At 43.8% G+C, this 22,838-nt stretch carries 20 protein-coding genes; 10 read left to right on the top strand and 10 right to left on the bottom strand.

The window, feature by feature from the left end:
- The first annotated feature begins 35 nt into the window (after positions 1 to 35).
- The 9 genes from F1379_RS30800 to F1379_RS22120 all read left to right on the top strand — a co-directional run bounded on the left by F1379_RS30800 (position 36) and on the right by F1379_RS22120 (position 10,578).
- Entirely contained in the window at positions 36 to 1,970 is a 1,935-nt protein-coding gene (locus F1379_RS30800) for a glucosaminidase domain-containing protein (protein ID WP_150274087.1), read from the top strand.
- Between the two features lie 11 nt (positions 1,971 to 1,981).
- Positions 1,982 to 2,542 carry a hypothetical protein gene (locus F1379_RS22155; RefSeq protein ID WP_150274086.1) on the top strand — a complete coding sequence of 187 codons (561 nt, stop codon included), beginning with the start codon at positions 1,982 to 1,984 and terminating at the stop codon, positions 2,540 to 2,542.
- 2,221 nt (positions 2,543 to 4,763) lie between these two features.
- Complete coding sequence (locus F1379_RS22150) at positions 4,764 to 4,970, top strand: hypothetical protein (protein ID WP_150274085.1); 207 nt, start codon at positions 4,764 to 4,766, stop codon at positions 4,968 to 4,970.
- A 120-nt stretch (positions 4,971 to 5,090) separates the two neighbouring features.
- On the top strand, positions 5,091 to 5,987 hold the full coding sequence (locus F1379_RS22145; protein ID WP_150274083.1) for a hypothetical protein: 897 nt from the start codon (positions 5,091 to 5,093) through the stop codon (positions 5,985 to 5,987).
- A 241-nt stretch (positions 5,988 to 6,228) separates the two neighbouring features.
- Complete coding sequence (locus F1379_RS22140) at positions 6,229 to 6,426, top strand: hypothetical protein (RefSeq protein ID WP_420850520.1); 198 nt, start codon at positions 6,229 to 6,231, stop codon at positions 6,424 to 6,426.
- A complete protein-coding gene (locus F1379_RS22135; RefSeq protein WP_150274080.1) occupies positions 6,423 to 6,641 on the top strand; it encodes a LexA family protein in 219 nt (72 codons plus the stop codon). Before F1379_RS22140 ends, F1379_RS22135 begins: the two co-directional genes overlap by 4 nt.
- On the top strand, positions 6,634 to 6,933 hold the full coding sequence (locus tag F1379_RS22130; RefSeq protein WP_150274078.1) for a hypothetical protein: 300 nt from the start codon (positions 6,634 to 6,636) through the stop codon (positions 6,931 to 6,933). The genes F1379_RS22135 and F1379_RS22130 overlap by 8 nt, the downstream gene beginning before the upstream one ends.
- Positions 6,934 to 6,945: 12 nt before the next feature.
- Positions 6,946 to 7,437, top strand: a complete 492-nt coding sequence (locus tag F1379_RS22125) for a YhjD family protein (protein ID WP_150274076.1) — start codon at positions 6,946 to 6,948, stop codon at positions 7,435 to 7,437.
- A 2,409-nt stretch (positions 7,438 to 9,846) separates the two neighbouring features.
- Complete coding sequence (locus F1379_RS22120) at positions 9,847 to 10,578, top strand: hypothetical protein (protein ID WP_150274074.1); 732 nt, start codon at positions 9,847 to 9,849, stop codon at positions 10,576 to 10,578.
- Between the two features lie 1,347 nt (positions 10,579 to 11,925).
- Here F1379_RS22120 and F1379_RS22115 read toward each other — a convergent pair.
- From F1379_RS22115 to F1379_RS22080, 9 genes are all read right to left on the bottom strand, one after another.
- The gene (locus F1379_RS22115) at positions 11,926 to 13,260 is read right to left on the bottom strand and encodes a hypothetical protein (RefSeq protein ID WP_150274072.1); all 1,335 of its coding nucleotides are present in this window, start codon (positions 13,258 to 13,260) and stop codon (positions 11,926 to 11,928) included.
- A gap of 511 nt (positions 13,261 to 13,771) precedes the next feature.
- Positions 13,772 to 15,004, bottom strand: coding sequence for a hypothetical protein (locus F1379_RS22110; protein ID WP_150274069.1), 1,233 nt, complete (start codon positions 15,002 to 15,004; stop codon positions 13,772 to 13,774).
- 40 nt (positions 15,005 to 15,044) lie between these two features.
- Positions 15,045 to 15,218 (bottom strand): Spo0E family sporulation regulatory protein-aspartic acid phosphatase, encoded by a 174-nt coding sequence (locus F1379_RS22105; protein WP_150274067.1) that lies wholly within the window; start codon positions 15,216 to 15,218, stop codon positions 15,045 to 15,047.
- Positions 15,205 to 15,882, bottom strand: a complete 678-nt coding sequence (locus F1379_RS22100) for an HD-GYP domain-containing protein (protein WP_150274065.1) — start codon at positions 15,880 to 15,882, stop codon at positions 15,205 to 15,207. The genes F1379_RS22105 and F1379_RS22100 overlap by 14 nt, the downstream gene beginning before the upstream one ends.
- A gap of 594 nt (positions 15,883 to 16,476) precedes the next feature.
- The gene (locus F1379_RS22095) at positions 16,477 to 17,493 is read right to left on the bottom strand and encodes a hypothetical protein (protein WP_150274062.1); all 1,017 of its coding nucleotides are present in this window, start codon (positions 17,491 to 17,493) and stop codon (positions 16,477 to 16,479) included.
- A gap of 75 nt (positions 17,494 to 17,568) precedes the next feature.
- On the bottom strand, positions 17,569 to 17,796 hold the full coding sequence (locus F1379_RS30080; protein WP_203457159.1) for a hypothetical protein: 228 nt from the start codon (positions 17,794 to 17,796) through the stop codon (positions 17,569 to 17,571).
- Positions 17,797 to 18,926: 1,130 nt separating this feature from the next.
- On the bottom strand, positions 18,927 to 19,289 hold the full coding sequence (locus F1379_RS22090) for a hypothetical protein (protein ID WP_150274060.1): 363 nt from the start codon (positions 19,287 to 19,289) through the stop codon (positions 18,927 to 18,929).
- Between the two features lie 32 nt (positions 19,290 to 19,321).
- Positions 19,322 to 19,978: a hypothetical protein gene (locus F1379_RS22085; protein ID WP_150274058.1), complete on the bottom strand. Its 657-nt coding sequence runs from the start codon at positions 19,976 to 19,978 to the stop codon at positions 19,322 to 19,324.
- Positions 19,979 to 19,991: 13 nt separating this feature from the next.
- Entirely contained in the window at positions 19,992 to 20,378 is a 387-nt protein-coding gene (locus F1379_RS22080) for a PadR family transcriptional regulator (protein ID WP_150274056.1), read from the bottom strand.
- Between the two features lie 1,961 nt (positions 20,379 to 22,339).
- Here F1379_RS22080 and F1379_RS22075 point away from each other — a divergent pair.
- The gene (locus F1379_RS22075; RefSeq protein WP_150274054.1) at positions 22,340 to 22,558 is read left to right on the top strand and encodes a hypothetical protein; all 219 of its coding nucleotides are present in this window, start codon (positions 22,340 to 22,342) and stop codon (positions 22,556 to 22,558) included.
- A 90-nt stretch (positions 22,559 to 22,648) separates the two neighbouring features.
- On the opposite strand, the gene F1379_RS30075 is transcribed toward F1379_RS22075, so the two are convergent.
- The coding region (locus F1379_RS30075; RefSeq protein WP_203457158.1) for a hypothetical protein at positions 22,649 to 22,838 on the bottom strand (190 nt) is incomplete at its 5' end.

Genomic DNA, 22,838 nt, shown 5'->3' with positions numbered 1-22,838 from the left:
AAGGGAGCAATTTTCATGGTGAGAGTGATTTTAGCATGAGTGGTTTTTCTGAAGGGAATTTGCTGGGAGTAGCTGAGCGTGCAGGTAATAAGATTAAAGAAAAAGCTAAAAAGGCAATCAAACAACAATTAAAGAAACTGCTGAAAAAGTTAATTAAAAATGCTTTCAAAATGTTAGTAAAGATGCTTGCCAAAGCACTGGCGGCCCTTGCAGCAGCATTAGGTGTACCACTGCTCATTTGCATGGTAGTCATCATTATTGTCGGTGGTGCACTGGTATTTGTTCGTTTTTTTGCTAGTGATGATGAAGCATATGTTAACGCGATCACTTCGAAGTATAACGCTGCAATTGAAAAGACTTGTGCGATTGAAGAGTACCGTCCTCCCATGATTGTAGTACAAGCAATAGATAATATGAGAATTACAAAGCAAGACCTTGATCCGGAAGACATAGCACCATCAATGATTGCCAATATGTTAAAGCCCGACTTAAAGTATGAAGATTTCTATAACACCACAACCAGAACGATTTATTACTACGATAAAAATGGTATGCCAAATGGATCATGGACAACCAGTTCCCAAGAGAAGGTTTCCCTTCTTATCTCTGCACATACTTGGAACAGAAACATTACCAAGACTTACTCGGAACATTCCGAGTCATCTTCCACTTCGTATAGTGATAAGAATGGAAGTAGTGTAACCACTACAACGACAACTGAATGGGTCGAAGATATCCAACCATGTACTATACAGCTCGACTCAGATTATACTTCACCGGCACCAAACATTATTACTGGAACAGGTACAAAGACAAATCCGTTCTTCACAAAGTGGGGGCCTTTGGCAATGGAAGAATCAAAAACAAGTGGTGTTCCTGCAAGTGTGACTCTTGCTCAAGCAGTGCAAGAGGGTGGGTGGGGATCGTCTTTACTGGCTTCAAAATATTATAACTTTTTTGGTATTAAGAAGCATAACTGGACTGGTGATACTGTACTGATGTGGACAACAGAATACATCAATGGTGTGAGCACAAAAGTTCAGGCAGAGTTTCGGGCGTATCCTAATGCTGTTGCTGGGTTCGCAGACCATAGTAAATTCCTTTTGGATAATCCTAGATATAATACTGCCCTTTCTAAGGATAATCCTTATGAATTTGCGAATGAGCTTCAAGCTGCGGGTTATGCTACAGATCCAAATTATGCGTACAGCTTAAAAAAGTTAATACACGATTACAATTTAACTAAGTATGATCCGGACGGAGGAATCAATCCCGCGACAGGATCAGCTTGGGAAGATGTAGGGTATGTACCCTCATCAAATGCGGGTGTGCTCGTTGGGTGCGGGACTGCAGACTATTCGAAATTTGATGCTGTACTCAGACACTTCGACTTTACACCAGAGGATGTAGAACTAATTGCTGCTGGTATTAAAGAATTCGACACCTCTCATACATTGCTAGCCGGGTACAACGGTGAGTACGGTATTGAAATGTCAGATACACCACTTGTTGGATCAGAAACCGGGGATTACGTAGATGTGGGTCCTGTTCAACCTGGGCAAATGATATGGCCAACCACAGCTAAATATCTCACTTCTAATTTTGGCATGAGAGTAAATCCTGTCTCAGGGATATACAAGCTACATAAGGGGATAGATATTGCTCCTGCGAACTCAGACACCAAAGATTACCCAAATATTGCAGCGATGGATGGGCTGGTAATCGCTGCAGGAGATACCAATGACGGATATGGAAATAAGGTTGTCATTGACCACGGGGGAGGATTGGAAACATTATACGCCCATATGAAGGTAGGATCGCTAAAAGTAAACGTTGGCCAAGAAGTGATTGCCGGGACTGTTCTTGGAACAATGGGTGAAACAGGTAATGCTGCTGGTCGACATCTCCATTTTGAAGTCTATGTTAATGGTAAACCAACTAATCCATTGGCTTATGTAAATAAACCATAAGAGGTGAGCAATTGAAGATTTTTAAATGGATTGGCATCGGCTGGATTATTCTACTTGCAATAATAGTAATGTTTGCTCAAAAATCTAGCTCTAATTTTACTCATCTTAAAAATTCTCAACAAGTTACAAATCCCCCGATCTCTTCTCAGTTCCCACAGGTAATTGCTGTAATACCTGAAGAGGGCCCCCTTGAAGAAGATCATCATGAAAATCATGCGAGAGAGAAGCTAGAAGACGTAGTTGGCCTTTTTCTTGATTTAATCAATAAAGGCGATTTAGAAAGCGCAGGGACATTTATTGACGGGAACTATATGCTAGATCTCATGGCTAAAGATAAACCGGCGAATCAAGGAAAGTATATTGAAGAATACGTTCACTTATTCGAGCCAGGAGAGTTAGTAAAGTTTTCATACAACCCGCCCACTGAAACCAGCCGTAATATGTCATGTATTGTAAACCTCCATTTATCAGGTAAACGCGAGATAAGATTACAATTAGGGCTTCAAGAAATGACAGATGAGCACACTAATGAAAAGTTATGGTATTTTACAACAATAGAAGAAGGCAACTAAAGCAAACATATATTTATGTAATAGGTGAAGCACTCCATGGAAACCTTAGAGTTCATTGGAGTGCTTATTTTTTTGATAAGAGTTACAATCCAGTTTTCAGATCTGCATCTGCAGGTCGCAGCCTGCAGGAGTAGACAGAACCAGAAAGGACCCGGCCTGCATCAGAGTCGGGTAATCGTGACCGCTGCGGCCTAGTCGCCTGTCGTTTGGCTCCGGCAAAGCTCTGCAGGAGTGCCATATTCCGGCCTGAAGCGGCGAGAAGCTGGTCGGATTGCCCACCCATGTCACCCACTCTTCGACTCGGCTCCGGCCGAAGTCCTACATGAGTTCCGACCTTGAAGTAGTCCAACCTGTGGCAGGGAGCAGCCAATCCGATGCGCCCTACATGAGCGGACGTCGAGGAAGTTCTTATGTCAGTCGGTCCGCACAATCCCCTCACTGTGCCGACCAATCCTTTGCAGTGCCAGACAGTGGCATAGCAATAATGGCTGATGATGACGTTCTCCTTGCGCGGCGCTTCATCGTCCGCGGTGCTCCAGGGACAGGCGTTTGTTCCTCAGCGATGGGTCCGCTTTCTCCAGCAAAAAATGGGTTGTGATAGCTCCTCCGGGTCCTCCACGAGGACACCATGCCGCCTGTGGATAGGCCGCGGAACGTCGTATACAGAGTGGCTGTGGGTGACGGCGAACACCGGTCGGCCACATGTCCAGAGAGTGTTTTGCTCTTATGCGGTGATAGGGCATCTACATCGCCGGAACTGGTATGGCCATAGTCAACGGAGTCGAGCACAACGGCGATCAAGCATGGCCGGTACAGTCAGAGGTACGCCAAAAGCAGCGGGCCAGCGTGCCGATTGTGCGAAGAAAATAAAGTAATAGACCGGAGTTGTTGATGCTACGAGGCCTTCTGTAATGAAAATCGTCAGACACAAAAAAATAAGAAGTGGACTGGACATCAATAGAGTGTCCAAAAAGAATCGGACCAGAAAATAAAATTATAGACAGAAGCATGCGCTGCCGCTGGCCAACGTAGCCGGTTACCGATCGCGGTGCCCGGGCGTTTCCGGAGAACCAGGAGCACGAGCTGAAGCATGCGCTGTCGGTGGCCGGTGTAACCGGGGCTGCCGATCGCGGCGCCCGGCGCTTCCGGGAACCAGGAGCACGAGCTGAAGCTCTGGCCACCGTATCCAGCTGCTGATCGCCGCGCACGGCATTTCCGGAGAGAACCAGGAGCACTTACTGAAGCTCTGGACGCTGTAGCCGGCTTCTGATCGCCGCGCCCGCTTCCGGAAAGAACTAGGAGCACTTGCTGAAGCTCTGGCCACCGTATCCAGCTGCTGATCGCCGCGCCCGGCATTTCCGGAGAGAACCAGGAGCACTTGCTGAAGCTCTGGACGCTGTAGCCGGCTTCTGATCGCCGCGCCCGCTTCCGGAAAGAACTAGGAGCACTTGCTGAAGCTCTGACCGCCATAACCAGCTGCTGATCGCCACGCCCGGCGCTTCCGGAAAGAACCAGGAGCACGTGCTGAAGCTCTGGCCACCGTATCCAGCTGCTGATCGCCGCGCACGCTTCCGGAAAGAACTAGGAGCACTTGCTGAAGCTCTGACCGCCATAACCAGCTGCTGATCGCCGCGCACGGCGCTTCCGGAAAGAACCAGGAGCATGTGCTGAAGCTTTGGCTACCGTATCCAGCTACTGATCAACGCGCCGGAGCTTCCGGAGAGAACCAGGAGCATGAGCTGAAGCTCTGGCCGCCGTATCCAGCTGCTGATCGCCGCGCACGGCGCTTCCGGAGAGAACCAGGAGCACGTGCTGAAGCTCTGGCCGCCTAGCAAGTGCTGATTGCCGCGCCGAGTCTAAATACTTTATTTTCAGTCTAATTCTTTATTTTCTTTTAAAAACACGAAGTTCGCAGCGTGGAACCCGGCGACCTTTTGCGGGCATGGTCGCGGCGGCCGTTCCGCTTAACACCCACATGATGTGCGCCGGGGCACCGGTGTACATCATGTGGTGATCCTGCTCCTGCAGACGCTGGACGATAACCGGCACGCCGCAATAATAAAGACAGCCGACGTGTGGTGCAAGGAGTTACACCCGTGTACCGCCACGAGCGCGTTCTCTCTTCCCATTTGCGGGAGCGAGGTGGTGCTGTCCCGCCGGTCGGGGTTCGTGGGTCTTAAGCCGCGGACAACGAAGTATTTGACTGAAGCTTGCGAAGCAGTTGGTCGACGCAACGACTGACGACCCGCTGTCTGATGCTTCTAAAGAGAATCAGGCAGCGGGCCGGCTGCATCCAAACTTTAGACCGGCTTGGCTTCGTCCGGAGCGCCGGGAGCGCGAGCATCAGTTCCTGATGCCGGCCGGTACCACCAGCCGTGCCGAACGGGAAGTCCGGCTTCGTCTGAAGTACCGCGAATGCAAGATTTAGTTAACTAATTAATATTGATATATCCATGGTTAACTGAGTTAACTGAGTTAACCAACATATTTACACATTAAATTCACTCGTGATATAATTGTAATAAATATGAAAACGGAGCGATTGATGATGAGTGAGAAGATCACCAAGGGGTATAAAATAAGCCAGGAATCTAAGCAGCATATCGAAGAACTCTTCGCAGGGTCTGAGTTTAATGATCAAGGTGATTTCCTCCTGCATATGGCTTCGCTGTACGAAATGCAGAAGCTCAAAAACAATGAGGTTGCGGGCTATGCGAAGCAGCTCGATGAGCTGGATTTTCACACGCGGCGGATCTCAGAGTTGTTTCTTTCTATGGTAATGGTTGAACAAACGAGCCGTGTCCGTGTTGGTGAGGAACACGCCGAGCGAGTGGGAGAACTGTCCAGCGTAATCTCATCCCAGCATGACGAAATACGGCAGCTCTCAGAAGACCTTGGTAAGGCGGCTGCGCTAACTGGAAATATGCAAAAACAAATAGAGGAATTGGAGAAGCACGTTCAGCAGCTGCAACAGGCGAACGAGCGTGGTGAAGATCTGATTTCTGAGTATAAGACGCGGTTCGACAGTTTCTCTGGACTACTTGCTAGTCAAGCAGAAGAAGTTAACCAAGCAAAAGCCTTACAAAGCCAGTTAACCGAGTTAACTAAGTTAACTGATGATCAGCGTCGTGAAATAGAACAATTGAGCGCTTTGAGTAAGCAACTACAGGCAACAGCCGACAAAGAACGTAAGGAGACATCAGAGCGCCACGTACGTGAGCTGCAGGACGCGAAGTTTCGTGCAGATCTAGAAGCCGATAAGGCACTCGTCAACTTACGACGTGAACTACAGGATGAACTATCCAATGAGCGTAGCTCACACATGGTGGAAATTCGCAAACTCTATGCTGAAATCAACGATATGCGACAGCAGCTTACGATGACCATTAAGGGGGCGTCGGACCGCACAACTAAGCAGAAAAGAAACGAGGATACATCAAATTAAAAGCTCTGGCGTTACGACCTTCTTTAATAAAGATGTTAATATATGACACAAGTGATGAGGGGAGAAGAAATATCCCTTAAATCAATAAAATCGAAGGTTTGAGCACTTAGATTGTGTGAAGTGGTTTTTTTTTAAGAAAATTATGTTACATAAGAGAATATGAGTGCATTGATTATGGAACGTATGTTTGGTTATAATACAAACAAACGTTCTTATTTTTTATTTGGAGGCGATCAGCATCATGAAGATGAGCATCGGCCAGACCATCGAAATCGTGTATCGAGACAGGGCGGGCAAGATCACCCAGCGCAAGATCGAAATCGTCGGTATCCGCGACGGCCGGATCCGGGCGACGTGCTTCACTACGGGAGCGCCGCGGGTGTTTCTCGTTTCCGGCATCCTCGCCTGGCAGCCATCAAAAGGAGATGTAGTTGCATGATGGATTTGACCAAGAGAGAACAGGAAGCACTTGAAGCAATCCTTGTACTATTTGATCGGCTTAAGTATTCGCCTACTGTAAGAGAAATCGGTGAAGAAATGGGTTTGGCCTCTACATCGACAACTTTCCGCTATATCGAGCGACTGGAAGCAAAGGGGTACATCGAGCGCAGAGAGAGTTCTCCGCGCGCATTACGGGTTCTCCGTCGTGCTTGACGACACACCGCGCAAGTTGCTGAGGATCATCGTCCAATTCCATGGCCACTTTAAGCGGATGCCCACGCTGCCAGACTTGCGGCGACTGAGCGGGCGCCAGCCGACAGAGATATTTAAAGGCCTGAAGGTGCTGGTTGCGGACCATTACATTGATTGGGATCCGGCTCGGCAGATTGAGACGGCCTATATACTGGAGGGCTGGGAAAGAGATGCTCCCTTTAATAACCCGCAGCAGCAGAGCATACAGAACGCGAGGAACGGCAAGAATATAGACTACTGGCTGTACTATTAAGGGGGATAGCCCATGACCAAACTGGACAGCAACGAGCGCTGGAAAACGAAGATGGTCCTGACGGATCATGTGGACCAATACGAGGGTCAGCAAGAACAGCAAAAAAAGATCGGTGGGGCTTTGCTAACGAATGAAGAGCGGCGGATGGTCCGTGACCTAATACTGTTGCCATACATAGATGAAATTGTTAGCAAAAGCATGGGGGAGATTGAACGGTCCGGAAACGTGCTGACTAAAATGTACTTGATGTGTGGACGGTATATACAGCATCGGATCTCGAAGGATACTTGGGACCTGCAGAAGGAGCTTAAGCGACATAACGTTCGGTTTGTGGCCGATGAACAGGACGATTTCATTTCATATTATAAGATCTACTTTCGGGGTTACGATGAGCAATTTGGTCTGACCCGCGATGTAATGAGGACTGAGATCAGTTTAAGGCTGACACGATACAGTTCTGAGCTGGGATCCAATCTCAAAGATATGGTGAAAGGTTTCTCCTAACCGGCCAATTAAATAATTCACTCACATGATTATTAAAGCTTAAGTTGGAAATACTGTTTACTACATCACGAAAACTTCTTGAAGAGTCCTGATAGACAAGAAAAAAGTGTGCCAATGCTCAGAAATAGAGCATTAGCACACTTTTATTAGTATATGTACATATGTACAAAATCCAAGTTTTGTGAGGAAGTGTTTTGGCGCTAAAGCTCGCGTCACCCTACGTCCACTAAATTATTTAAAGTACAAATGTACTTACTTAATAGCGATGGTTATAAAAAGTATATCTCAAATAAGTTCATTCTATACATTAGCCTGGAAAAACCATATAGCTTAAAACGGTCAAAATAGTCGCGGAATTATTAACGATAAAACTCCAATTGATGTTATATATTTTCTCGTTTGTTACGTGGATTCGTGATCCTCTCTTAGCGCAGACCGCTATCCGAGTCCCAACCCTTCCTGATTTCTCTGCTAAGGCTAAGCCCAGCTTCCTTCCTTTGAATAAAGGACCAGGCCTCAAACAGACAACAGGCCCGAGGCCTTTCCTGACTTTCCTAACACGCTGCGATCGGCTTATTCCTTTATTACGGCTATCACTCGAATTAGGCGATAGCCGCGGTTCCGGTACTTTCCATTCAGATCGAAAGCGCTGCGCGTTGTGAAAGATCCCTATTGCGGTACAGTTAATCAATAAATCTGTCTGGTGGAATGCTGTTGGATGGCTATACAGGCTGTCACGGCGACAGTGCTCTGGAGTGGAGCTCCCCGCCGGCTCGGTTGAGCAATCGGCAGGGATTCTTCCAAAAACCACCAAGCGCTCAGCCGGCGCGCTTGAGTATGGTTAGCTTGGCTGCGCCGAGAGGATCACTACGGCCCTAGTTAAACAATCAGATGAGCAACATCTATAGGAGTTCTTCTGGAATCGCCTATCATACTCTGAAGGATGGCCAATATGGCTGCTGACATGCATCCGAAAACCAGGTGTCCGTATGCCAAAGGATCCGTTTGATCGATCTGCACATCAACAGCCGATGGTGTTCTTCTGGAACCGACTGCCGGCAGCGCTGGAGTGTGAACTGCCAGACAGCTGGTTTGCAGGCCGAGCTCCAAGAGAGCGGATCTCCGCAGCGCTGGTTGATTGATCGGCAGGGCATCAGCTCCTGAAGTGCTTCTAGATCTGCAGCCGGCGCGCTGCAGGATGGCCAGCCAACAGCCAGATGCCAATCGAGCTCCAGGAGTGCAGCGCACAACGGTGCTGGTTGATTGATCTGTAAAGTAGCATTGCAGGAGCTCTTCCGGAGCCGTTTGCCAGCGCTCAATCGGGCGCTTTAACATGGTTAGCCTGTCTGCGTAGCAACGGAAATACCTACACTCATTTTAGCCGTAGGGTGGCCCACTGTCGGTTAAGGATCAGCTCCACCGCAGCGACCGTTTCTAGAAAAGCTCCTGCAGGCCCTTGAAACGCAAATATTGAGTAGGTGGTTAGAAAATCTGCCCTAGAGTGCTGCGGCCTATTGGACACTTGCCTCCACTTATCAAGGGACATGAGATCTTCTAGGATTTGTTTTTCTTTTGAGACATTTAATATTAGAAAATTATCCAAATCGGCAATGTTACCATGTTCTTGTCATTAGCAAAGGACAAGAACTTGATCCCATAAAACAGAAAAACCGCGCTTGGCGCGGGCTCTAATGGGACTATGTTCTTGTCCTCCGGCAAAAGATCACTATTTTGTATAAGTATAGTCGAAGTAATAAGCATGTTTTGCCTTCAGTTGTTTACGAGCTTCTTTAATATCAAATATACCGTGCCCAAAGTCCTCTCGGAGTGCTTCGCGTAGCTGCTCTAAGATATCTGTCGGAATTGCAACAGAAGATTCATTAAAGAGTTCAGAACCAGTATACCGGAGTGTAAATTCTCTATCATTCGAATGAGAACACGTTCCAATGAACACTAAGGTGTATGGATGTTTTTTTGTAAACTTAACAGAATTTATAATAACCGAAAAATCATGCACTGGAATACCCCCTATCCTCTTTTTGATAAATCATCCATATTCAAATTTTATTATACCAGATTTTTGAAAGGGGGATATGGGCGATATTCTGGATGTCAGTCTTCTGTAGACAGTTGAAGAGTTTCAAGTAGTAGTATTACCGAATGCGCCAGTCTACCTATGACGGCCACCTGTTCTCGACCCTTCAGATTCTCAGATCAACGCCTGCCAGCACCTTGCTTGCCCACCGGATACGGAAAACATAATCTAACCCGCATTAGTTAAGTTACGGGGTAGAGATATGAATAATCCTTTACTATTTGTTCCCGCACAAAAAAAGTAAAAGTTTTTGACACTCATTAACTAGTCGCCCGTATTGGAATAAATAACTAATTAGATTCGGGGGCTGTCAATTGAGTAAAAAAAACAAAATGAAAAAGAAAAGAAATCCGAATAACAGGAAATACAAATTAAAGAAAACTTTCAAATTTCATGGAAGAATTCCATCGCTGTTCTATGCTCCTCTTCGTAATATTAATAGTTTTATTAATCGCTTTAAGTGGTTGAAATGGGCTATATTTGCCATTGGTTGGGGAAGTTTGGTTTATAGCCTTATTTTTCAGTTTGGCATTTCGCAGTTACTGAGTCTCATTGTAGGAGCAGTTGAGCAGGAAAATATCATAGACTCCATTAAAAATGCATTCAGTTTGAAAGCAAATATCCTTGCTGCTTCCCCAGTTAAAAACTTTCTTGATAAAATTATAAAGTATGGATTCACTCTCTTGTCATTCGGATTCTTGATATCAATTATTGATCTCGAAAAAGAAGTCAATAAGGCTGCATTATATAATAAAAAATTTCCTTTATTAAAAACCATATTGACTACTTTTGCTGCTTTTAATGCTTCAAAATATCTTATCATCACACCACTTTTCCAATTATTAATAATAGCAATCGTATTTTCACTTGTATATCAATATAAAAAAATCAAACAAGGAATTGATAATCCTCAAGAGTTTGAAAAAATGCGACTTTTCCTAGAAGAAAGTAAAGTTCTTAGACCAGATGGTAAACTATATGATCTAAATACTTCAATAGTTACCAAAGCTCCACGTATCCTGAAAGGATACTACAAGACTGAATGAGCATTAGCACCAATAAGTCGCTTATATAACGTGATAGTTTCTTTCCCGATAACGTATTGAGGGGTAATGTACAAGAATAGATATTTTATCAGTCCGCCAACGCTTCCTTTGCGTCCTTATCAATGACTGTCTTTCGAGATTCGGTACGCCCTTTCCTTTTAATTTGTGCAGGGTACTGTAGCTGATGCTGGGACATCCGCCGCCGTTGGCGAATGTCCCGGCCGGCTTCATACGGAAGCAACCAGGTACACGGTGCTGTAACATCAGACCCAACGCCGGTGGTGGACGTCTGGACCGGGTTCATCCAAAGCAACCAGGTGCTCGGTGCTACAGCAACTGGCCCGCCGCCGTTGGCGAACGTCCCGGCCGGCTTCATACGAGAGTAACAAGGTGCACTGCCACCACCCTTTCATCTCCATAGCTATCTACCAGTCTACAACTTTATTTTCCGAGTCTAACACTTTATTTCGTACTTCTTGCTTTGCTTGCTCCGGCTGCGGCCGGCTTCTTCTTTGGATACCAGTAGGCCAATACCGGGCGAAGGCTGGAATTCTGCGTTTCGCCCTCAGCTCGGCGGCGTTACGGCGCATGGACATTGTTGCGCCCTTCACCTTCCGAAACGTCCGGTGCGGTACGGAAAATGCCACGGTAAGTACTTACTGCGACCAAACCGACGTACTGTATGATCAGCTCCGGCAACGGCCAGCGTGCCCCACCTGGTTCTCCTTAAATCAGGCTTGCTTTCTTCCTTTGACCTCAGGTACGCCTGAAACGAGCGGATATCAGTACTGAAGCAGTCAACTTTCGGAACGTCGCAATGTCGGTCTGATGTATAAATGTTTGGAGATTATTTCGTGTATGGTTTTTAAATTTAACTATGAATTATGATGAGTGAAGCTGCGTATGATGAATATATCTATTAAATAATGAACTACTAAATATAAAATCTTATAGAGATTGAAAATAAAGCTCAAAGACTTGATCCTATAAGGTTTTTATACTAATACAGATCATAAATTTAGACTCCATCTTGATTATCGTTATTAATTTAGACTTATAGGTAGATATCGTAATAAAATCAGAAAAATCAAGTGTTTGATTCACATCTATAAAATATGATTGAAAACTTTTACCTGTCCATAGAATTCATCCACAAAACACAGCTTTTTGTCTGAAAAAAGAACAAAATGTTGAAAAGTTAAACCCTGTCCACTAAAATTTATGGTCAAGCAACTAGTATCGAGCATACAATATGAGATTAGAAATCTATGGTATAAACCTTCGCCTAGCCCATATTATTCGATAGACAACACAAATAAACAAAATAGAGTCTCTATTTTGTTTATCTTAGTTTTTCAAACTAATAAGAAGATCCTCAAGGTAGAAAGTATCGTAATTATACCGAGTATTTTCACCAGGACTCTGTATGGATAAAAACGTACTGTCTAAAGAAATTCCAAACTGCTTCTGCAGAAGAGGCAATGCTTTATGACAGGTCTTCCGTAGTTTAACAAAAGGAATTTTGTCTTTTATAGCTCTAAAAAATTGTAAAGGCCTTGCATTATCAAAAGGATCATTTTCTTTTATACCCAGATACTGATAAATATTGGTTTCCTTCAAGACATTCATATAGGCTATAAATGAACGATCCTGCAGCTCTACTTTCAAGCTCTGAACCAATTCGGTAATATTCATCCAACCGTTCCTGTTTATCAGATCTTTTAAGCGAAGTATTGCATAGCGCATGGATTTCATTCCGAAAGAACGAAGAATCTGAGTAAGTAGTAAGAGTGCCCGGCCATTATCAGCCACCTCTATTTCAGCAATCTTGTAGTAATGTAGCAGTGATTTCACACGATTAACAGTTTTTGAATAAGAGATCTTTACTTCGGGAACCATTCTATACTGGTTTCCTTCTCTATGATTAACCAAATAAGCTGAATTAAGTTTACAGCTTACAAACCATCTCCCCCAAGAGTCCTTTTCTACAGAAAAAGTTTCCAACAAAGGATGACCTGGAACTGGTTCCAAATTCGCAAGGGAATTCATCAGTGTTTTGATTTGGGCTGGGCGTGCCTTATGGGTTAGTGTATTTATCCAGCTGCCGGATCCGATATATTCTTTGAATTCTTTATGTATTTTACTTCCGTTTCGAGAGACCAGATATAGATAAAGTTTTTGCGCTGCAATTTCAAGATCTGTGAACTTTTTTGTGAAGACTATGGGATTGAAGAGAATAAAGCGGCCTGTTTTTCGTCTAAAAGCTTCGATTTTCCATTCATTCACAATTCCGTCATTTGAAACAGAAATAAGCCCAAGGTTAATAAACTTTTGGACTTCAGCGTAAAACTGCTCTTTCGATGCAGGTTTCTCATATTCTTCATTCATCAATTGATATAGTTTATGTATAGGAACGCCAAGAAGGCTACCCTCGGTATTAAAGCGCCTGAAGATGGTCATCATTAGCCGCAGAGACATTCCTGTAATATGAGACGTTCGAACAGGATGACTTTGCTTACGGAACAGTATAGGTGAATCGACTTGATAAGACTTTTCGATAGATAATAGTTCAGTTAAGAAGGTGTAGTCGACAGAAACAGGAAAAGTAGCTCCATCCATAAGATTGTTAAGCTTTAGATATTTGAAGGAATTGGGTCTCTTATCGAATGTCTTAGCTCTCATCGCGCCGATACACCTCCATTTTGAAATTGTAATATAAATGGAAAAGAGTTATAATGAGTTTAAGGCAATAAGAAAGTGGGCCTTAGACTTCTCTGTTTTTAAAGAGAGAATGAAAGGCTTGTTGTTGAGATCAGGTGGGTGCCGGAATCTCATATTTGATTAAAAAAGACAGAGCTCCTGGCAGGGGGCTTTTTGTCTTTTTAATAGACTATTTCACTGATACTTCGACAATAACATTAGATGAAATAATAGGCAATTGTAGTACAAAGTATGTCTATTTCGTAGTAGAAAGTATATTTCGTAGTAGAAAGTATATATTTATCGTAGTAGAGAGTATATTTCGGAGTGCAAAGTATAAACCGTAGTAGAAAGTATTTTTCGTAGTAGAAAGTATATCTATATCGTAATATAAAGTATGAAAAACCGTAGTAGAAAGTATATTTCGTAGTAGAAAGTATTTTTCGTAGTAGAAAGTATAAAAAAAAAGTAGAATTCTTTTGAGAATTCTACTCTAAAGCAAGAACTTCATTTGCTGAGGACCTGCAGGAGGATCAATTAAGCCTTCTCGCACGTCCTTTTTAAATTCCGGATGTACCTGAAACTGAACAAAATACTTATTTCCAAGCTTCTTCAATTCAGGTTCACTTATTAGCTCACCAGAAGTTGATAACTCTTCCATTGCACTCATTATTAAACTTCTTGCTCGGGACTCGTTATCAGTACTGATGTTAAATTGGGTTATTAATAGGTCCATGTCTAATACATAATTATATTGATTTTTACTTAATTCAGAGAGAATAAATGGATATAGGACCCTGGATGTGTCGTATTTTAGATCGTTAAAATACAGCATATTAATCATTATATAGTTGCCGGCAATCATACTGTTCTGAACATAATCATGAAATGATATTGTTGCAGCTCTTTCTTTACCCGGCGTACCAATTAATTTAAGCGTATGGATCGGTCGATGATATTCTCGGCTTGAGCTAGTATTGCTGGTAGGATCCGTATACTCTAACATGACTATAGATGTTGCATATAAATTCTGCAAAGAATTAAGGATGGCATTATATTCCCCGCCTGTTGGTTCAAAAATGAACATTTCTTCAGCTAAATCTTTGAAATCAAATGAAAACGTCTGATATTGGCCACTATTCATCCATATCTTAAAGAGCCCAAGCAGCACGCGTTCATCATGCATAGTTAGGAACTTGCCGCGCTCATTTTCATAGTACAGTTGGCGGAAACCATGTCTTGTTTGAACTACAGTACCGTTATTTTTTGCTAACGTCTTTAACTTTTCAGTTTTAGGTGATGATGCAGAGATTAAAGGGTATTGAACCATATCTCGCTCAATTGGGTGCTCCCCGGAAGTTTTCTTTTTATACTGCCTTTTCAATTCAAGAGCATTTTCTATAATTTTAATTTGCATAGTCAAAAGCTTTTTTTGCTCTTCATCATAAGGATCGGGTAAAATATCGTTTCTTTCAGCTTCCAATAGCTTTTTCTCATATCCGGTTTCATCAGCTTTTAATAACACGAATGCATTATTGAGATCAGCTGAATAGAGATTCATAAGCTTGCGAGTGCGCCGATTAATTTCTGATTTGATGCTCTGTTCGATAAGAAATTCAGATTGTCCTACGCTCAAAAGACTCTGCTCTAATTCCACCAAAGCAGGAGCTTCCTTCTCAATGATACGCTGCAGTTTTTTGTTCATGGCCATATTCTCATCGGTCACCTCTCTTCCCTCCTATTGTATAATGTCTGAACTTGCTAGTCTAGGCAGAGGCTTTAACAGCATGAAATTGTAAGATAAGCTGATCTAAGGCCATCGACTTCTCCAAAACAAAATTATTACAAAAATCAAATTCAAAGGCCGCTGTAAAGCGTTCAAGTTCACTTCTTGCCGCTTCTATTTGCTCTGACAAATCCTTTTCATCAACCCAGCACATGTGAATTCACCTCTTCGATCAATAATTCATCGTGGGAATTGTTCTGAGTTGATGAAATAAGTATCTCTTCCAAAGATAAAATAATTTGGGGATCAAAAGCTCCAGGTTGCGCTTTGAAAAAGGCTAGGATTTGGGCATCAGACATAATATCGGGACGATACAATCTTGGTAGCTTTAAGGCCGAATAGACATCGGCCACTGCCGCAATTTTTCCGATCCAGGAAAGATCACTTAATGCATTCGGATAACCACTACCATTTAATCGCTCATGGTGAAATTGACAAAACTCAATAATTTCACGAGGGAAGTTCAATTTGTTAAGCAGGTCAACACCGTGAGTAACATGGTTTACTAAATGTTCAAAGTCCATCTGTGTACTAATTTTTCTAGCAGACTTTAAAACATCATCTGCCATAGAAAGCTTACCGATGTCGTGTAGTAATCCCGCAAGAAATATGAGATTTCTGATTTTATAGGTCTGAGGTGATTTGGATGATAATTGATATGACCTGTACGCTACAACAAGTGAATGTTCTGCTGTTGCGGTACATCGGCATTCTAAGGCTCTGAATAATGCATTGCCTTTTATCCAAATAGAGTCATCATCATATTGAGACATAAGCTTGTGATAAAGGTTCCAGGATCCCGCCAAAACAGTTTCCATAATGTACCCTCCAAAAGAAAAAAGACGCGAAAATAGCTGCTCCTACAAAGGAGTGCTTTTCGCGTCTTTCGCTCTCGTATATTTTATAATAATGATCTTAACCTATACCCAAAAATTTGTAAACGATATAACCGATTGAAACCTGACGTGATCCTTATTGATAAAGCTAATAGGGCTGCTGAATACGTGCCGATAGCGCCCTACCGGAAGAACAAACAGGAGCTTAGGCTGCGACCTCGCATATAGCTGGGTGTCGGCGTGCATAACACGAACCGATGCTTTTGGAAGAAGAATAGGCGTCTGCAGCTGCTTAAGCTTGCGCCGGCCCCGGCTTGTGTAACGAACGCATCTGAACTGCAGTGCAGCCGGAAGAACAACCTATTCCCAGCTCCGCTACAGATTTTAGTTTTAAAGCTAAGGGCTGTTGTCGGCGCCAATGTTCGGAGCGATTTGCAGGAAATGAATATAGCCCCAGTCGTAACTTACCCCGGGGTATGAGCTCAGCGATAGCTCTGTTTTATGGAACTAAAGTATTAGACTGCCGCTGTCTAACGTTTCCCGTTAGCTTAATGATGCGATGTTACAACCTACACCTCATTTTACGGTAATAACCTCTCTACTGAACAAGAATCCGTGCCCCATATTGTTCTTTTGTTCCCCCTCAAAAATCGCTATATCAGGATTCCTAAAAAGGTTCTTTTCAAATGGATACACAGAGTATGGGTTTAGAAATACCGTAGTACCATCAAGCAAAGATTCTTGATATTGCTGTACAGGCTTAACCTCAACTTTTGATACTGTACTATAACTGTCATATCTAACAGCCTGAACTATTACCTTCCTGTCAAGTCTTGAGGATAGCACACGCGCTTTACCAACTGTAGCTGTTGGATTGAAGATAATTGCACTAATGTATTTGTGTTTATCATCATTAAACAACCCTATGGGTATCTGAGAACCATTGCTTTTTGTAATAAATTCACTATGTTCAAAATACGGGTCAGAGCCTATATATTTAGCTTCAGTTGTCCCGTACAACACTCGAAGAATAGCACCCAGCTTTTGTTTATAGAAGAATGGTTGTTCAAAGGCTCCCACAGCTAGGATGAATGGTTTTTTTGCTACGTGTTCTAACTTTGAATATTGATTTAAATATTTTCTGTATTTACTAGCAATACTATTTGTAATCCTTTCGGTAGCCAAAGCGACGATCTGACGATATTCCTCGTCCCTTTCTTCCTGTGTATCTGCTCTTTCAACCGCTTTATATATCGCAGCTATCCTGTCATGCTCTGGAGTACCACCCTGTGGATGGCTCGTTGAAACCGCCTCGACCAAAAATCTATACCCCTTGTTATCCAGACAAAAGTCTGGAGCGTAGTGTACTCCATCAGTTTTAAACTTAAGTTTCTTGAAGATTGCATGTAGATATAATTCCCAAAACGAAGAATTGAAAGTTGTTTGAAACTCATAAACAAACTTGTTGTCTCTATCTTTAAAACCAACTGCCCATTTTTGAACAACTTTAATTACATCCTTATCACCTAACAAACTTAAAAAATTAGGGTGCATCTTGGCTTCTGGCACAATCGGAGTAAATAGATCTAGCATCCACTCCCCCCTATCAATTAATCTATTACGTACTGCCGCGATTTAACAAGTTCCGTTAAGCAATTTCGTTAATTTCTAATCGTTTCTCCATACTCCTGAAACTCTGTAATAAATCCGTGCAGGGTTGATTATATTATCAGCAATATGCCCCCTGTTAGCTCCAATGGAATCAATTAACTTGTCTGCAGCCTCTTTAAAATGTTCAGAATATAAATCAAAGAACACGTTGTAATTCCTAGAATATTTCTTCCAATTAGGGTAATCATTTCTATGAATATCTGGGTTTGAAGTAAATAGCACCATTTAATCATTCCTTCCAACAAAATCACTCCCCTAAATGATTCGCCCTTTATTTAGAAGTATCCTGCCCGTTAGCTTAATGAAGATCCTGTCAGTCTAATACTTTATTTTGTTTGGACAGCACAGCCGGCTGCCGACGTGCATAACACGAACCAATGCTTCTGGAAGAACAATAGGCGTGTGCAGCTGCTTAGGCTTGTGTCGGCAGCAGCTGTGAACTGAACGTACCTGAACTACAGTGCAGCCGAATTATCACCCTATTCCCAGCTACGCTACAAATTTTAGTTTTAAAGCTACAGGTCGTTGTCGGCGCCAATGCCCGGAGTTGTTGAATCTACGAAGCCTTCTGTAATGAAATCGTCAGACACTAAAAAATAAGAAATAGACTGGGACATCAAGAGAGTGTCCAAAAAGAATCGGACCAGAAAATAAAGTATTAGACAGAAGCATGCGCTGCCGCTGGCCGATGTTACCTGGGGCTGCCGATCGCGGCGCCCGGAGCTTCCGGAGAAGCAGGAGCACGAGCTGAAGCATGTGAAGCAGCTGGCCGGTGTAACCGGGGCTGCTGATTGCGGCGTCCGGCGCTTCCGGAGAACCAGAAGCAAGAGCTGAGCATGCGAAGCAGCTGGCCGTGTAACGGGGCTGCCGATTGCGGCGCCCGGCACTTCCGGAGAAGCAGGAGCACGAGCAGAAGCATGTGAAGCAGCTGGCCGATGTAACCCGGAGCTGGCGATCCCCCGGCGCTTCCGGAGAAGCAGGAGCACGAGCTGAGCATGTGAAGCAGTTGACCGGTGTAACCGGGGCTGCGATCGCGGCGTTTAGTCTAATACTTTATTTTTCAGTCTAATACTCTATTTTCTTTCAACAGGAGCGACTTACCGGAAATAAATATGCCCCAGTCGTAACTTACCCTGGGTTATAAGATCAGTGATAGCTCTGTTGTTTATTATTTCCATGCGTCCCGATTGCCGTAATCGTGGGGACAGACGGATTAATGAAATCTTGTTCTGCCTTCAGGTAGACTCGTTCCTACCGCGTTGTGGAACAGCGGCACCCGGTAGCTCTATACTGCCAGGTGATTCTGATGATTTGTAAGGACGGAGAATGTCTGAGACGTTATTTTGAGCATATTACTAAGCAGTAATCTTTAACTGTTCTACTAGCTTACTCTTCAATACAGTATGCTCATTGATTTTAGATCGAATATGATTTTGGAAATTAATAACTTCACGATCTGATATTGAAGATAAATTTTTCAAAAGACTTTTCTCTTCGTCACTTAAAAAATCGTATGCCTCCTCAGATAAATCCAAATGTTGAGAAGGATTTTGAAGTAGCGCCCAGATCTTTTGATGCACCTCATTCAAAATCAAAAGTTCCTTATGCAATCGCTGTATTTCAATTACGAGCTCCTTTCTTCGTTTGGATTTCTCATTTGCTCGCAGAACAAATAAAGTACACACGATAAGGAACCCAATAAGCACTGCTTCACTCATAATACAATCCTCACATTCCTTAATTAACAGGGTTATAAATATGATTTATATCGCTCTTCAAATTCCGAAATGGCAGCAGGTGAAAGTTTACGCTTCTCGTGATTTGGAATATCACGGAAACAGTAAGTTAAGGTTTGACGATTCAGATTAGGGATTTGGCCCAATAAGTCCCATTCAGCGGACATTAGCTGCTTTTGACACTTTACACACTTATGGGTAGTAAGCTCATACGGCTGCAAGACCTTTGAACCTTCTCCCGGATCCTCTACTAAAAGATGTCTGAGTGCAGGGTTGCCTCCCCAATCTTTTTGTTTATAAGGGGCCAGGTCCTTCCAACCCATTTCATAGCTATCCACAACATCTTTAAAAGCCAGATTGACCGCCTTATTTACTGCCTCAACGATTTGTTCAGGATTGGCAGCGGGGTCACCGTTGATTATGGCCACCCCGCAACCGTCCCTTGAAAAAGATCCAATTTGGATTGAAAGGATGGCCTTTACATAACGATATTCAGTATTAATTTCAAGCTCCTTAATTTCTTTACTCCACTCGCTGTTGGTCGCTTGTTCCAAACGATCCGTATATACCTGATTTGGAATATAGGGGCGGTAATTATCACTTCGCTGCTGTACAGTACCTTGCGGAAATTTTGCTTTTAGAGCAGCTACAATTTCATGGTAATTATTCAATCGGAACACCACCTTATTCAAACTTTCTAAGGATATCTTCAAATTGCTTATATACTCGAATAGCCAAGTCCACCCTATCCGGAAGTTCGCGCAGGAGCTGCTCAAAGTATTCTTCTCCTGAAGGCGTTATTTTGTAGAAGCGGTTGAATCTGTTGTCTTTATCCCATTCACTGGTAGCATGTCCTTTTTCAGCAAGCACCTTCAGTCGGGCAGCCAGATAAGAATCATTTACTCCAACCCCATTAAAGGAGCGGAGGATAGTTTGATCAATTTGTTTGCCGAAACGAGTGCCTTTTTTTAATTCGGAAAGGGCCATAAAGTCAATTACTTGCTGCACTTTAATCACAGCGCCAAACGTTGTGTCTTTTGGAATTTTATCTTCTGATGCATGCCTGGCCATTGGATCAACTCCATTCTTCTAATATTCGTCGGTACGGACTGTATAATTACTAATTATAACATATAACAGCGTGTTTTAATATTACGTGTTAACACGCAATCAATTACAGCCCCCGGCTCTTTCGCTCGTTTTGCGGTATCTCGCCCCTCTCCTTTTTCCCAATCCTTCAACTCATCTGTACCTAGACTCGTGTCTAGCTGCTCAATTTGATTTTAGTTTCTATATGCGGACTTATTTTATGGCCTTTTAATGTTTTTAGGCAGCTTAATTGAAAAAAGTTTCTTTTTTCGTACTTAGTTTCAGGTATTGTCTGTTAGGGGGGCCGGGCCGGGGGCAAAAAACTAAATAATTGTTAAAAGGTTGGGGCTCAGGGATATATCAAAATATGTGGTTGTAGAAGATTTGGGGTGAGGTTCTAAGTATAAGGAGATGAGGATCATTATAGTTTTGTGGCTAAATATGCTCATATATATCATCAAAGTGGCAAGATAAATCAATGATAAATGGAATGATTTAGATTCGAGGTCAAAAGATCGGGGACGCATGTGAGAAGGATATAGGTAGGAGATGTTCGATGTAAAGTCTGCGTGGTGGCAGAGCTAATTGTATTACAACGTGCAAACACGTAAGATTAAAAAACGCGGTATTGTGTGCTGGTCTTCTCGATTGTGGATAGAGGGCCGGCCCCAGATCATTTGAGAGTATCTTTTTTTCGAGATACAAAGTCTACCGATAACAAGGATACCTTAAGGAGTTCTATGTTGCTTCGAGGGATACCAGGGTTATATTTTTTTATGGTATGGTAGTATAATGTATGCTTAATGAGCAAAACGTTGATAACTGAGTCACCAACTATTTCTGAGGGTAATTTTAATACAGAAAACAACTCAATTTTATATCATAAAACTTCATTAAAAAATCTCATCAAATGTTGTACTAAATCAGTGTTTTTTTAGGAACCAAAAACTCTTTTTTATTTCGCTTGAAAAACCGGGTAAAAATTGCCCTAGAAAATTTCATGCGTATCCCTTATAATCACGTTATATCAGTGATACAATTACTAAGAAACAAATTAGGCATCGCTCCACTCAACAATTAAACGAGATTATGCATGCATAATGAAAAAGACTGCGATCCTCGCGAGATCACAGTCCTTGGAAAGTACACATGCGTGTCTTGCCCTGTTGAGTTGGCCAATCTTATACCTGTAGTAACGATAAGAGCACTTCAGCTTCCCGGCCCTAGTGCTTTTTTCGTTTTACCCGGATATTCCGTCGGTAATAGGTGACTCGTTTACTCACGAATCTCACAACTACTACAATTGTATTAGTCAATTCGACAACAGCGACGACAGCGTTAAGTAGGTAGATTAAGTTCATACCGTTCCCTCCTCCCATTACATAGAGCAAGGAAAACACAGCATGTATACCCCTCTTTTAAAGTTAACCCAATATATTGTGTTTGTAAACTTATTTTTGCGAGTCCGCTCTGGCATTGGGCAGAGGGCATATATACACAATCCGATCCACAGTTAATCCACAACTTATCCACATATCGAACGAATTTCACACATCATTTCCCACTCTTTTTTACGGATTTTTTTACTAATATGCCACAATTCTGTTTTTTCTTCTTATCCTATCAGATCCCAACTGTAATATACCTTCGGCCAAGCCATTAATGCTATTCCGGGATCGGAATGGCCACACGCCAGACATTCCGATTCGGAAGACAACTTGGTACGGATCCATTACGTTTTGCATCGCACACCAGATCATCCACCCGCCCCGAATTTCGGGTAGCTGCAGCTAACCACGTTGTTGGTACGAACTACTTGCGCCCGGCTTCACCCAGAAACCAGGTTTCGTCTGGAGCGCGAGCTGCAGCGCTCGTGCTGGCCACTGTCGCCGTACGCGCCGAACGGGAATCCGGCGCGCCGGGTGCGCGAGCTGCAAATGCTCGTGCTGGCCACTGTCGCTGGCCGCGCCGAACGGGAAGCAGGGCTTCATCCGGAGCGCCGGGTACGCGAGCTGCAAATGCTCGTGCTGCCCGCTGTCGCCGGACGCGCCGAACGGAATCCGGGCTTCGTCCGGCGGCGCCGGAGCGTGAGCTGCAGCTGCTCCGTGCTGGCCACTGTCGCCGGACGCACCGAACGGGAAGCGGGCTTCCCGGAGCGCTGAGAGCGCGAGCTGCAGTAGCTGGTGCCAGCCGCTGTCGTTGGCCGCGCCGAACGGGAAGCACGGCTTCGTCCGGCGCGCCGGGAGCGCGAGCTACAACTGCTCCGTGCTGGCCACTGTCGCCGGACGCCGAACGGGAAGCGGGTCTCCCGGAGCGCTGGGAGCGCGAGCTGCAGTAGCTGGTGCCGGCCGCTGTCGTTGGCCGCGCCGAACGGGAAGCACGGCTTCGTCCGGCGCGCCGGGAGCGCGAGCTACAGCTGCTCCGTGCTGGCCACTGTCACCG

Source organism: Paenibacillus tepidiphilus, assembly GCF_008635795.1.
Classification (GTDB): domain Bacteria; phylum Bacillota; class Bacilli; order Paenibacillales; family Paenibacillaceae; genus Paenibacillus_AQ; species Paenibacillus_AQ tepidiphilus.
Note: the sequence above shows the minus strand (reverse complement) of the source record. Positions and strands in the feature narration are given on the sequence as shown.

What these genes read in the sequence shown, in the direction of transcription:
- F1379_RS30800 (WP_150274087.1), top strand. Translation starts at nt 36, where the DNA reads ATGAGTGGTTTTTCTGAAGGGAATTTGCTGGGAGTAGCTGAGCGTGCA.
- F1379_RS22145 (WP_150274083.1), top strand. Translation starts at nt 5,091, where the DNA reads ATGAGTGAGAAGATCACCAAGGGGTATAAAATAAGCCAGGAATCTAAG.
- F1379_RS22140 (WP_420850520.1), top strand. Translation starts at nt 6,229, where the DNA reads ATGAAGATGAGCATCGGCCAGACCATCGAAATCGTGTATCGAGACAGG.
- F1379_RS22135 (WP_150274080.1), top strand. Translation starts at nt 6,423, where the DNA reads ATGATGGATTTGACCAAGAGAGAACAGGAAGCACTTGAAGCAATCCTT.
- F1379_RS22125 (WP_150274076.1), top strand. Translation starts at nt 6,946, where the DNA reads ATGACCAAACTGGACAGCAACGAGCGCTGGAAAACGAAGATGGTCCTG.
- F1379_RS22115 (WP_150274072.1), bottom strand. Translation starts at nt 13,260, where the DNA reads ATGAGAGCTAAGACATTCGATAAGAGACCCAATTCCTTCAAATATCTA.
- F1379_RS22105 (WP_150274067.1), bottom strand. Translation starts at nt 15,218, where the DNA reads ATGTGCTGGGTTGATGAAAAGGATTTGTCAGAGCAAATAGAAGCGGCA.
- F1379_RS22100 (WP_150274065.1), bottom strand. Translation starts at nt 15,882, where the DNA reads ATGGAAACTGTTTTGGCGGGATCCTGGAACCTTTATCACAAGCTTATG.
- F1379_RS22095 (WP_150274062.1), bottom strand. Translation starts at nt 17,493, where the DNA reads ATGCTAGATCTATTTACTCCGATTGTGCCAGAAGCCAAGATGCACCCT.
- F1379_RS30080 (WP_203457159.1), bottom strand. Translation starts at nt 17,796, where the DNA reads ATGGTGCTATTTACTTCAAACCCAGATATTCATAGAAATGATTACCCT.
- F1379_RS22090 (WP_150274060.1), bottom strand. Translation starts at nt 19,289, where the DNA reads ATGAGTGAAGCAGTGCTTATTGGGTTCCTTATCGTGTGTACTTTATTT.
- F1379_RS22080 (WP_150274056.1), bottom strand. Translation starts at nt 20,378, where the DNA reads ATGGCCAGGCATGCATCAGAAGATAAAATTCCAAAAGACACAACGTTT.